Source organism: Pedobacter rhizosphaerae, assembly GCF_900111155.1.
Lineage (GTDB): Bacteria > Bacteroidota > Bacteroidia > Sphingobacteriales > Sphingobacteriaceae > Pedobacter > Pedobacter rhizosphaerae.
In genome coordinates, this window is sequence record NZ_FOGG01000014.1 from 31,795 (window position 1) to 44,668 (window position 12,874).

The following is a 12,874-nucleotide window of genomic DNA, read 5'->3' on the forward strand; positions in this document are numbered from 1 at the left end:
TTTATCCCAGGTTTAAGCCGTCAGGAGCTGAAATTATATTTTTCGATCCACCCTGGGCATTGCCCTTTCCACTACCGAAATCCCAGCTATTGAGTTGCTGTATGGCGTGATGCGCGGTTAGGTCAAATTGAACCGGAACAACAGAAACGTAATTATGCTCCAACGCCCAAACATCCGTATCCTCCCCCTTATCAAAGTTCTCAAATACACCAGTTAACCAATAATACGGTCGCTTGTAAGGGTCAACACGCTCCTCAAACTCTTCCATCCATTTCGCATTGGCCTGTCTGCAAATTTTAATTCCTTTTAAATCGTCTCCTTTAGGGAAATTCACATTGAGTAAAGTACCCTCTGGCAAACCATTGGCCAATATCTGCTCGCAAATTATTTTGATGTATTTTTTGGTGTGACTAAAATCTGCATCGGCAGCAAAGTCATCTAATGAAAAACCTACAGAAGGTATTTTTTCAATAGCCCCCTCAACGGCAGCAGACATGGTACCTGAGTAAATTACATTAATAGAATTATTAAGACCATGATTAATTCCTGACACGCACAAATCTGGCTTTTTACCCTTAAAAATTTTATTAACCGCAATCTTTACACAATCAACCGGTGTTCCACTGCATTTGTACATTTCTACTCCCGGATATAAATCTACCCGATCAAAACGAATAGGTTTACCAATGGTTATCGCATGCCCCATCCCGCTCTGCGGACTATCTGGAGCCACAACTACTACATTTCCAATCTCCTGCATCACCTCCATCAGGTTTTTAATCCCTGTTGCCGTAATGCCATCATCGTTTACCACTAAAATATTGGGTTTTGTACTTTGCTTTGTCATAAAGACAAAATTACAGATAATAATTAAGTAGCAAGAATGGAGATTTATTGTTTAATTGCTGAACTGTTGAATTGCTTAATTGCTCTGGAAGAAAATAAAAAACATTGTCAAGTTCGTTTAATTGTTGAACTGTTTAATTGTACCAGCATGATGTCTAAATACTAACGACTAAAGACTAAATACTACAACCAAATCCTTCAGCCTCCCTCCACAATAGGCCAAAATCACCCATTCATGCTTTTTCAGTTAAGATTTGTCAAAAGCATTTCATTCCCAAATGGAAAGCCTTTATATTTGGGTAAACAACTTATTAACAATGAACCGGGTATTATTGTTCTTTCAAATACTGGTTCATAATCATAAACCAAATTTCAATGAAATTCAAACTATTTACTTTAGCTTGCTTTCTAGTTACAGGTTCATTAGCCCAGGCGCAAACAACCTATCAATGGAAAACAGGGACTTCAGGTGGTTACCCGTATAAATATGTAACCAACGACCCAACTAAAACCCGTTTTTACACCCTTAAAAATGGCCTTACCGTAATTCTTTCACAAAACAATAAAGAACCCAATATCACCTATAAAATGGCGGTTAGGGCGGGTAGCAACACCGATCCCAGAACCAACACAGGTTTGGCTCATTACCTGGAGCATCTTTTGTTTAAAGGAACAGATAAATTTGGAACCTTGAATTATGCGAAGGAAAAGCCTTATTTGGATAAGATTGAAGCCCTTTACGAAACATACAACAAAACAACAGACCCAGCCAAGAGAAAAGAAATCTACAAAGAGATCGATAAAGTATCTGGCGAGGCTTCTAACTATTCTATCGCCAATGAGTACGATAAAATGATGAAGGCAGTAGGTAGCGGGTCAACAAATGCCCATACTGCTGTAGAAGAAACGGTTTACGAAGAAGACCTTCCATCCAATGCGATAGATAAATTCCTGGCCATTCAGGCAGAGCGTTTCCGTAATCCTGTTTTTCGTATTTTCCATACCGAGCTGGAAGCGGTTTATGAAGAAAAAAACATAGGCATGGATAATGATGGTCGTAAAATGTATGAGAAAATGCTTTATGCCCTTTTCCCAACGCATAATTATGGGCAGCAAACTACTATTGGTACAATAGAACATTTGAAAAATCCATCTTTAGTGGAGATCAGAAAATATTACAATAAATATTATGTGCCTAATAATATGGCATTAATCATGTCTGGGGATATCAATTATGATGAGTTAATCAAAAAAATTGATAAAGATTTTGCCTACATGGTTGCTAAACCGGTGTCACTTTACAACCCGGCGGCAGAGAAACCATTAACGAAAGTTCAGAAAGTAGATATTTATGGTCCGAGTGCTGAAAATCTGTATATCGCTTACAGAGGTTTTGCACAAAATACCCACCAAAGTTTACTGTTGGATTTAATCGGTAGCATTTTATCAAATGGTAAAGCTGGTTTGATGGATATTAACATCAACAAACAACAAAAAATGCTTCGTGCAAGTGCGGGTTACAATCAAATGAAAGACTATGGTATCTTCATCCTATCGGGTTCGCCAAAGGCTGGTCAAAGTTTGGAGGAGGCACAAAAACTCTTATTGGAGCAGATAGAGTTGCTTAAGAAAGGTGAATTTGACGAAAGCTTAATCAAAGCCACTGTAGCCAATATCAAATTAGGCGAACTTCAGGCTTATGATAATAATGATGTACGGGCAGATGCTACCATGAATGCATTTATCCTGAATCGTGCAACAGAGTGGGATAAGATGCTAGCCTCAACTGATGCCATGGCCAAGGTAACGAAAAAAGAAATCGTTGAATTTGCCAACAAGTTCTTCATCGAAAATTATGTGGCTATTTTAAAACACAAAGGTGAAGATAAAAGTATCGTCAAGGTAGAAAAACCTACCATAACTGCCGTAAAAACCAATACTAACGAGGTATCTCCATTTACCAGGAATATTATTGCCGCAGCGGTTAAACCGATTACACCCAAATTTTTAGATTATCAAAAAGACTTAAATTTTGGCAAAGCGTCTATTGCAGATGTAATTGCTGTTCAAAATACAGAAAATGGCATCTTCCGCATGTCTTACCGCTTCGATATGGGCGCATATAATTACAAATTATTGCCATACGCAGCCCAATACTTATCCTTTTTAAGTACGGATAAATATTCTTCGGAGGATATTAGCAAGGCCTTCTATAACATTGCATGCAGCTATAATGTAAATGTTGGCACTGATGTAACCACCGTATCCATTAGCGGCTTACAAGAAAACTTCGATCAGGCTGTTGCGCTTCTTGAAGATGTATTAGCCAACTGTAAACCTAATGAGAAAGCACTGGAAGACCTCAAGGGTCGCATCTTAAAATCGAGAGAGAACGCTAAACTAAATAAATCTTCTATTCTAAGTGGATTGATGAGTTATGCACAATACGGTGCTGATAATCCTTTCAATTATGGGCTAACCAATGATGAAATCAAAAACATTAAATCGGCCGATTTGATATACATGCTTCATAATCTCAGCAACTATAAGCATACCATCACTTATTATGGTCCTAAAACATTGGCCGATTTCTCTGCTACCATTGTAAAAGCGCATCCCTTAGCGAAAGAATTTACGCCGGCAGCGCCAATTAAGAAGTTTGTTTATACCAAAACAGACTCTAACAAAGTGTATTTTGCCGATTACGATATGGTACAGGCAGAAATCCGTTGGGTACGCAACAGCGGTTTATACGACCCCGCAAATTCAGCAAAAATCGATCTTTTCAACAATTATTTTGGTGGAGGAATGGGCTCCGTAGTATTTCAAACCATCCGTGAATCGAAAGCGTTGGCCTACTCTACTTATGCCGTTTACTCTTCTCCAAATAGTAAGGATAAGGAGAATACCGTAATTGCTTATGTGGGTACCCAAGCCGATAAAATGAATGATGCTGTTGCAGGAATGAATGAGTTATTAACGGTATTACCTGAATCGGATAAATCGTTTGCATTATCTAAAACAAACTCATTAAATGGCATCGAGACTTCTCGCATTACCAAAGACGACATGATCTATGCTTACTTTGCTGACCAAAAACTAGGATTTGATCATGACTCCAGAATTGATGAATATGCCAACTTAAAGCCATTAACTTTTGGCGATATTAAAAAATTCCACCAGGAAAATTTATCTGGAAAACCTTACAATTATTGCGTTGTGGCATCAGAGAAAAAAATCAATTTAGCTGATCTGCAAAAATTCGGACCGGTAACTAAATTAAGCTTAGAGCAGATTTTTGGTTACTAAGAATTAATGATTTATAATATTTAAAAGGCCGTATCATAAAGATCGATTGTCATCCAGAGCTTCCCGATGTAAAATCGGGACAAGTTGTCGAAGGACCTTATTCAGCGCTATTAGGGCGTTTCGACAGGCTCAACGTGACAAATCTGAATGAAAATTTAATTTATGATACGGCCTCTTTTTTTATTTTGACTCAAAGGTAGCCTAACATTATGATTATTAAATTAGAGATTGCTAATGTAAAACTACCTGTTAAAACGCAGCTACAACGGGCTTGCAGTTAGTTACTTAGCCTGCTATCAATCTTTCTTTATAGAATTGGTATGCCTGATAGCCTACACAGGCTTCAACCCTTTTAAAATTTCTGAAATAGAAAATCTGGCGCCGCAAACCACTTCATCGGCTGCACCATAATAAACAATTAGCTCGTCTCCATTCCGGATATGCCCATTAGTAAAAACGACTTGTCCGAAAAAACCAGTTAATTCATAATCTGCAGTCGGAATCATAATTGGATGTTCAGTTCTCGCCAGCAACTTTGAAGGATCATTCAAATCTAGTAGAAAGGCACCTAAACAATATTGGTGATGCTCATTTGCACCATGATAGATTTCAAGCCATCCCTCCGCTGTTTTAATTGGTGCCGCACCAGCACCTACCCTAACGCTGTCCCATGAATTTTCTCGTGTTTGAAGCAAACAGACATGATTACCCCAATGAATGCCATCGGGCGATTCTGCCAGCCAAATATAGTTACCTCCTAAAGCTACACTACTGGGGCGATGAAGCGCATAAAACCTTCCATTAATCTTTTCTTCAAAAATAGCGCAATCCTTGTTATGTGGCGGGATGATCATCCCATGGTTTTCAAACAACTTCCAATCTTGGGTGGTTCTTAAACCCACCCCCACACCATGGGCCGAAACTGCAGTGAAAGTAAGATAATAGGTACCTTCTATCTGCGCTACCCTGCAATCTTCAATCCCAAAGCTTTCGTTTACACCTTCGCCAATTAATAGCGGGAATCCCTCAGGTTCATAAAAATGAATACCGTCGTCACTGCATACCAGCCTAAGATGAGATAAGGAAGTTAGATAGTCGTTCCCTTTATAACGGATTACCCTGGGATCATGCGCATCCAGATCAGGATCATCTAATGAAATTTCAAGAATTTTTATCCCCTCATCGCCGAGTATCGGAAAGGAAATAAAACCATCGCGTTGGCCTGGTCTTTCGGCCACCCGTATAATCAGCCAAATCTTGCCTTGAAAAGTAAAAGCTCCCGGATTAAGTAAACAAAGAATTTCTAATCCCGGTACACTTGGAGGAAGGTCGCCTGGCAATAAGAGTGGATTTTGATGAAATCTTGCAGCAATGTCTTTCATTTGATTTCAAATTAAAACGGGCTTCCAAAATTGAATGCCCGTTTTTAAGAATGTATTACAAAGAGTTGATCCATTTTACCAGTTCATCTCTTCCTTTACCGGTTTTTTGCTGAAGTTTCCCTAATAATTCATCATCTTGTCCCTCTTCATGCTTTAAATCATCATCGGTTAAATCAGCATATGCCTGTTTAACTTTTCCTTTGATCTCATTCCATTTTCCTTTAATTTCTAACTTATCCATAGGTATTTATTTTAAGTGTTTAATAAACAGTTTCTACCTATTTCAACAAAAGGCTCAAGAAAAAGTTTAGAATCTAATCAATTCCTTTCAAACGCCTTGATTTCCTAACCTTTAGATTAAATTAATCTGCCTAATTTTTAGTATATTACAATATCATTCCCAATACAAACAATCATTATTAACTAAACTTGAAAATTTGATGAAAAAACTACTTTTATGTATGATTTTATCTTTCGGGTTAATTTCATTTGCTTTCGCGCAAAGCAGGGTTATTAGCGGAAAGGTTACCTCAAGTAATGCAGAACCCATCCCAGGGGTGAGCATATTTGTAAAAGGCACACCATCCAATGGAACACAGAGTGATGCCACGGGGAGCTACAAGATCAGTATTCCATCTGATGCTAAAATCCTGGTCTTTACCTTTATTGGCTACAAAACTAAGGAGTCTGCGATTACAGGAACAACACTCAACGTTACTTTAGATGAGGAAAATACTACGCTTTCCGATGTAGTGGTAGTAGGTTATGGAACACAGATCAAAAGAGATGTATCAGGGTCGGTTACTTCAGTTAAATCAAAAGATCTGGAAAACTTACCTGTTACTAGTTTCGAATCGGCTTTACAGGGAAAAGCGGCAGGTGTACAAATTGCCGCCCAAAATGGAAAACTTGGGCAAGGCATAACCGTAAGGGTACGCGGTGCAGCTTCTGTAACAGCAGGGAGTGAACCGCTTTATATTGTTGATGGAATCCCTATCACTTCTGGTGATTTATCTAGCACTACCGCCCCTACAAGTGCGTTGGCAGATCTAAACACCAATGATATCGAATCTATCGAGGTTTTGAAAGATGCGGCTGCTTCGGCAATATATGGTGCCCGGGCATCAAATGGCGTGGTAATCATTACTACAAAACAAGGTAAAGCAGGCAAAACACTCATACAATTTAATGCCTTGGGCGGAATTAGCTCCCCATCTAACCACAGGACATTTCTAAATGCTCAGGAGTATGTTCAGATCCTGAGAAGGGCTGGACAGGGTGCAGCTAATCAAGATTTTTTGAACGGTGATTACACAACACTTCAGGAAGCGTTAGATGATTATAATTCTATTGTAGAAGGGCGCTTAAACAGATATTCTGCTGGTAATAATGATTATCAAACATATAAGGTAAACTCTAATTGGGAGGCAGCCTCATTTCAGGATAAGCCGGTAACACAGCAATATGACCTCAACCTAACCGGAGGTAATGATAAAACCAAATTCTATATTGGAGGGCAGGCATTAGATCAAAAAGGCATCCTGGTGGGCAATAGCTACAAAAGATATAGCGGAAGGTTAAACCTGACAAATAAAGTTACAGACTTTTTAGAAGTTGGCGTGAACTTGAATTTTTCAAATAGCATCAACAATAGGTTATCCAACGATAATGCGTTTTCCAGTCCCTTACAATCTGTGGCTTTATCACCAATTACTCCCTTTATCGATCCTCGATCGGGCCTGGTAAGTGGATCATTGCCCGGAGCTGCCTCTAACTACCCCGTTTATTACAATCCATTTATCAGCATTGGTAATGCTTTCTATAAAGCAACAGTTTACAGAACTTTAGGAAAAGCCTTTGCCAATTTAAATCTCGCAAAAGGACTCAAGTTCAGTACTGATTTCTCGATTGATAACTTAAACCAGAATGAGGAAAGTTATTATGGATCACTAACATTTAGAAACACAGGAACCTCCAACGGTTATGGTCAAAATATCTCAACCTTTGTAATTAATGCCAATACCAATAACTTTTTCACGTACAATACCTCAATAGGGAAAAGTAATATTGATGCCACCTTAGGTACCAGTTACCAAAAATCAACCACGAAGTTTAGTACCCTGGAAGGGCAAGACTTCCCGAGTGATTCTTATATCAAGTTAGGATCTGCGGCCACCAAGGTTATAGCAACCAGCAATGAAGGTGCTTTTAGTTTCTTATCTTACTTTTTCAGAGCGAACTATAAATATAATGACCGCTATATTGCCAGCTTTAGTGTGAGAGCAGATGGTTCCTCACGTTTTGGTGCCAATCATAAATACGGTTACTTTCCTGCCGGATCATTAGCCTGGATTATATCCGAAGAGGATTTTCTAAAATCGGGTGAAACTTTTAGTCTGTTAAAGCTAAGGGGAAGCTACGGTTTAACGGGTAATGCTGAAATAGGAAATTATGTTGCCAGAGGACTTTTTGCTGGTACTGGGGCATACGGTGGTCTACCCGGACAAACCCCATCAAGAATTGCTAACCCAGACTTAACCTGGGAAAAAACAAAGCAACTGGATATTGGTTTAGACTTTGGGATATTGCAAAACCGGATTACCGGCGCATTCGACTATTATAGAAAAAACACGACCGATTTATTACTAGATGTACCTGTTCCACAAACAACGGGCTTTGCAACGATTACCCAGAATTTAGGTGCATTAAAGAACTCTGGCTTTGAACTTGCTATCAATACAGAAAACTTTGTTGGTGAATTTAAATGGTCAACTGCCATAACAGCTGCAATTAACAATAATGAAATTACGGATCTTGGCGGGCAGGTATTAAATGCGAACGAAATTAATGCAGCTATTGCAGGTCAACCGATTGGAGTTTTTTATCTCCCAGAATATGCCGGTGTAAACCCTGCTAATGGAGATGCATTATATTACCGCAATACTACCGATGCGGCAGGAAATGTTGATCGATCAACCACTACGAATATTAATTTAGCACAACGGATTTTCGCAGGAAACCCTAACCCAAAATATACCTTCGGCCTCAACAATAGTTTCGCTTTCAAAAACTTCGATCTTACGTTATTTTTCCAGGGCGTTAAAGGAAATAAAATCTTCAACTCAGCTGGACAATACATGAGTGCAAATGCATCCAATGGCTATGACAATCAAACTGCTGATCAAATGAACTATTGGGATAAGCCAGGAGATGTAACCTCAGTTCCAGAACCCAGATTATTTTATGGAAATGGCGTTGGCAATTCTACAAGATATATTTCTGACGGCTCATACATCCGTTTGAAAACGCTGACACTAGGATATACTTTTCCTTCATCTATACTAACAAAAATAAAGCTCAGTAAACTTAGATTATATGCCACTGCTCAAAACTTAGCGACAATAACAGGCTACAAAGGCTGGGATCCTGAAGTGAATGCAGATTATCAATCTACCAATATCAATCAGGGTGTAGACTTTTATTCTGCACCACAACCACGTGTAATTTCATTTGGAGTAAACATTGGACTATAATTAAAAAGAATCAAAATGAAAAAGATATATAGAAACCAAATCATATTGGCTTGCATGCTTATAATCACCCTTATATCATGCAAGAAACCACTCGATCTTAATCCCATAGACACCATTGAACAGCAAAATGCATTGCTTACCTCCAAAGATGTGGAAGGAGCGTTAATTGGCGCATATTCAGATATGGGAAGCAGAAATCTTTTTGGAGGGAGACCTTATCTAATGGCTGATTTCCTTGCCAACACCAATGCTATAGAATGGTACGGAACTTATGAAGAACTCACACAAGCGATTAACAAATCATTATTGAAAACAAATACTTTTGTAAATAATGTATGGGCAGCGGGATATACTGCGATTAATGATGTTAATAATGTGTTGGGCGCTATAGACAAAGTAGATGCGGCTAAAAAAAACCGGGTAGAAGGGGAAGCTAAATTTATCAGGGGCGCGACCTATTTTGAGTTGGTCCGATTATTTGGAAAAGCTTATAATGATGGGAGTCCAACTACTAATTTAGGAGTACCTATCGTATTAACACCGACAACAATTGTTACAGAATCAAGCTATCTGCCCCGAGCTACAGTAGCAGCTGTTTACACTCAGGCCATTGCCGATTTAACAGATGCGGAAGCAAAGCTACCTGAAGAAAACGGTTTCTTTGCAACAAAATACTCAGCTGCAGCCATGCTAGCCAGATTATATCTCCAAATGGGCAATTACAGTGCAGCAGCAGCAGCGGCAAACCGCGTTATTGCCTCAGGCAATTATGAATTAACATCAAAATACCTGGATGCCTTTCCAGCAATGCCTGAAGGAGGCAGACCTGCTAAACCAGTAGAAAATTCAACAGAGGATGTTTTTGCAATTCAAGTCACCACATTAACTGGTTTTAATGGCTATAATGAGTTTTATGGATCATCAACATATGGAGGACGGGGTGATGCCGTTATTTCTCAAGATTGGATCGACAACACTTATAGCCCTTCAGATGATCGAATCAATAGTTTTTATGACGACGATGACATCTTCACTGCCAAGTACGGCAATCAATTTGGGAATATCCCTGTAATACGATTAGCAGAACTTTATTTAATAAGAGCTGAAAGTAACGTCAGATTAGCACCAGCTGCTCCAATCGGTGGGCAAACACCATTACAGGATCTGGCAGAAGTTAGGGGGCGTTCAGGACTAACCACAACCTCAGCAACACTATCAGATATTTTAAACGAAAGAAAACTGGAACTCGCTTTTGAAGGCTTTGCACTGCATGATGCCAAAAGAACTCAGTCCAATATCGGTTCTCTGGCATGGAATTCCAATACACTGGTATTTCCAATTCCCCAACGTGAAATCGACGCGAATAAAAAGCTCGTTCAAAACCCAGGTTACAACTAAAACAAAAATGGCCTTCTTGATTTAAGAAGGCCATTTTTATTTATTTCAGTTTGAGTTAGAGCTTCTTCGCAGCTTCAATAATTTCCTCTACAACATTCGGATCCAGTAAGGTGGAAGTATCACCTAAATTTGAAGTATCACCCTCCGCTATTTTACGCAAAATCCTACGCATAATTTTACCTGATCTGGTTTTAGGTAGACCAGAAACGAACAATATCTTATCAGGCTTGGCAATGGCACCGATTACCCGGGTAACCGTTTGTAAAATATCCTTTTTAGATAAATCAGCTTCACCATGCATTTCCGGATAGATAACAAAAGCATAAATGCCTTGTCCTTTAACATCATGTGGATAACCCACTACGGCACTTTCAACCACACCAGCGTGCATGTTAATGGCATTTTCTACCTCGGCTGTACCAATTCTATGACCAGATACATTTAACACATCGTCTACCCTACCGGTAATTCTGTAATACCCGTCCTCATCTCTTAAACAACCATCACCTGTAAAATACATGTTCTCATAAGTAGAGAAATAGGTTTGCTTACAACGCTCATGGTCGCCATAAGTAGTTCTTAAAATTCCCGGCCAGGGAAACTTGATACAAAGGTTTCCACTCACATTATTTCCAAGCAACTCATTGCCGTTCTCATCAACCAAGATCGGTTGAATGCCGGGCAAAGGTAAAGTAGCAAAACTAGGCTTGGTTTTGGTAACCGTTGCAATTGGGGAAATCATAATTCCACCAGTTTCGGTTTGCCACCAGGTATCGGCAATTGGGGCTTTGCCCTTTCCTACCTTCTCATCAAACCAGTGCCATGCTTCTTCGTTAATCGGCTCCCCTACCGAACCTAAAATCCTTAAAGAACTCAGGTCTTTTCCTTCCAAAGGCTCATCACCATAACTCATTAACGAGCGGATAGCCGTTGGAGCGGTATATAAAATGTTTACTTTATGTTTATCAACTATATTCCATAACCTGGAAGCATCAGGATAGGTTGGTACTCCTTCAAACATCAAGGTTGTTGCACCCTGAGATAATGGACCATAAACGATATAAGAGTGACCTGTAATCCAACCAATATCAGCGGTACAGAAATATACCTCACCCGGTTGGTAATTAAACACATTTTTAAAAGTATAACCAGCATAAACCATGTAGCCACCACAGGTATGTACTACCCCCTTTGGTTTTCCGGTTGAACCTGAAGTATATAAGATAAAGAGCATATCCTCAGCATCCATCTCTTCAGCCTCACACACTGCGTTAACGTGTTTCACTTCATCTTCCCACCATACATCACGGCCCTTTAGCATACTTACAGGGGTACGAACGTGGGTAAGTACAATTACCTTTTCTACAGTTGGACAACCAATCAGCGCATCATCAATTACATCCTTTAATGGAATAGGCTTTGCTCCTCTATAAACGCCATCAGCAGTAATGACTAATTTACATGCCGCATCATTAATTCTATCTGCAATTGATTTGGCAGAAAAGCCTCCAAACACCACCGAGTGTACCGCACCTATACGTGCACAGGCCAAAACAGCTATAGCCAGTTCGGGTACCATGGGCATGTAAATACAGATTCGGTCGCCTTTTTTGGCCCCGTTCCGTTTCAAAACATTTGCAAAACGGCAAACATGCTCATGCAGCATCTTATAAGTAAGCGTTACCGGTTCGTGTTCAGGGTTATTGGGTTCCCAGATAATGGCTGGTGTATTTCCATTTTCTGCCAAATGCCTGTCGAGGCAGTTTTCTGTAATGTTTAATTTAGCACCTTCAAACCATTTGATATCAGGCTCAGTAAAATTCCAGGAAAGAACTTTAAACCAAGGTTTACGCCATTGAAAATTTTGGGCAACTTCGCCCCAGAACTGTTCGGGTTTTTCTATACTTTTTTGGTAATCTTCTTCGTATTGCTTAAAAGATGTAATTTGCATTGCTCGTTTATAAGTTTTGGTTTTAGTAGGGGCTAATTTAATTAAATATTGCATAGCACAAATATTGAAACGGTATCAAATTGAATACTGGGCCAAGTTTTTAAAAATATATTAATTTTTTTGAGCACACTATTGTCTTTTCCAATTATTATTCAGATATTTGCACACTCTTAAAAAAATTAAGCGACGATATTTAAACAACTATATTTACAAGTCATGTCAAGAGTTTGTGATTTAACAGGAAAAACGGCAATGAAAGGTAATAACGTTTCTCACTCGAACGTTAAAACTAAACGCAAGTTTTATCCTAATTTAAAACTTCAGAAATTTTATATCCCTGAAGAAGACCGTTGGATTACGTTGAAAGTTTCTACTTCAGCGATTAAAACCATCAATAAAGTGGGTATTAGCGAAGCGATCAATCGTTTTGTAAAAAAAGGATTTTTGTAAAAAAC

At 39.1% G+C, this 12,874-nt stretch carries 8 protein-coding genes; 4 read left to right on the top strand and 4 right to left on the bottom strand.

The features are described 5' to 3' along the window. Position 1: 1 nt before the first annotated feature. Positions 2-847 carry a 5'/3'-nucleotidase SurE gene (gene surE, locus BMX11_RS12610; protein ID WP_245738656.1) on the bottom strand — a complete coding sequence of 282 codons (846 nt, stop codon included), beginning with the start codon at positions 845-847 and terminating at the stop codon, positions 2-4. Between the two features lie 374 nt (positions 848-1,221). On the opposite strand from surE, the gene BMX11_RS12615 reads away from it, so the two are divergent. Next, on the top strand, positions 1,222-4,155 hold the full coding sequence (locus BMX11_RS12615) for a M16 family metallopeptidase (protein WP_090884806.1): 2,934 nt from the start codon (positions 1,222-1,224) through the stop codon (positions 4,153-4,155). Positions 4,156-4,487: 332 nt separating this feature from the next. On the opposite strand, the gene BMX11_RS12620 is transcribed toward BMX11_RS12615, so the two are convergent. Beyond that, positions 4,488-5,537, bottom strand: a complete 1,050-nt coding sequence (locus tag BMX11_RS12620; RefSeq protein ID WP_090884808.1) for a glycoside hydrolase family 130 protein — start codon at positions 5,535-5,537, stop codon at positions 4,488-4,490. A gap of 55 nt (positions 5,538-5,592) precedes the next feature. After that, a complete protein-coding gene (locus tag BMX11_RS12625; RefSeq protein ID WP_090884810.1) occupies positions 5,593-5,778 on the bottom strand; it encodes a CsbD family protein in 186 nt (61 codons plus the stop codon). A 199-nt stretch (positions 5,779-5,977) separates the two neighbouring features. On the opposite strand from BMX11_RS12625, the gene BMX11_RS12630 reads away from it, so the two are divergent. Then, positions 5,978-9,070, top strand: a complete 3,093-nt coding sequence (locus tag BMX11_RS12630) for a SusC/RagA family TonB-linked outer membrane protein (RefSeq protein WP_245738657.1) — start codon at positions 5,978-5,980, stop codon at positions 9,068-9,070. A gap of 15 nt (positions 9,071-9,085) precedes the next feature. Continuing rightward, on the top strand, positions 9,086-10,468 hold the full coding sequence (locus tag BMX11_RS12635) for a RagB/SusD family nutrient uptake outer membrane protein (protein ID WP_090884814.1): 1,383 nt from the start codon (positions 9,086-9,088) through the stop codon (positions 10,466-10,468). 55 nt (positions 10,469-10,523) lie between these two features. On the opposite strand, the gene acs is transcribed toward BMX11_RS12635, so the two are convergent. After that, positions 10,524-12,473, bottom strand: a complete 1,950-nt coding sequence (gene acs, locus BMX11_RS12640) for an acetate--CoA ligase (protein WP_262502417.1) — start codon at positions 12,471-12,473, stop codon at positions 10,524-10,526. Positions 12,474-12,635: 162 nt separating this feature from the next. On the opposite strand from acs, the gene rpmB reads away from it, so the two are divergent. Continuing rightward, the gene (gene rpmB, locus BMX11_RS12645; protein WP_090884816.1) at positions 12,636-12,869 is read left to right on the top strand and encodes a 50S ribosomal protein L28; all 234 of its coding nucleotides are present in this window, start codon (positions 12,636-12,638) and stop codon (positions 12,867-12,869) included. Positions 12,870-12,874: the final 5 nt, after the last annotated feature.

Excerpts from the sequence above, each read along its gene's own strand:
- rpmB (WP_090884816.1), top strand. The coding sequence starts at position 12,636 with ATGTCAAGAGTTTGTGATTTAACAGGAAAAACGGCAATGAAAGGTAAT.
- BMX11_RS12630 (WP_245738657.1), top strand. The coding sequence starts at position 5,978 with ATGAAAAAACTACTTTTATGTATGATTTTATCTTTCGGGTTAATTTCA.
- BMX11_RS12615 (WP_090884806.1), top strand. The coding sequence starts at position 1,222 with ATGAAATTCAAACTATTTACTTTAGCTTGCTTTCTAGTTACAGGTTCA.
- acs (WP_262502417.1), bottom strand. The coding sequence starts at position 12,473 with ATGCAATATTTAATTAAATTAGCCCCTACTAAAACCAAAACTTATAAA.
- surE (WP_245738656.1), bottom strand. The coding sequence starts at position 847 with ATGACAAAGCAAAGTACAAAACCCAATATTTTAGTGGTAAACGATGAT.
- BMX11_RS12635 (WP_090884814.1), top strand. The coding sequence starts at position 9,086 with ATGAAAAAGATATATAGAAACCAAATCATATTGGCTTGCATGCTTATA.
- BMX11_RS12625 (WP_090884810.1), bottom strand. The coding sequence starts at position 5,778 with ATGGATAAGTTAGAAATTAAAGGAAAATGGAATGAGATCAAAGGAAAA.
- BMX11_RS12620 (WP_090884808.1), bottom strand. The coding sequence starts at position 5,537 with ATGAAAGACATTGCTGCAAGATTTCATCAAAATCCACTCTTATTGCCA.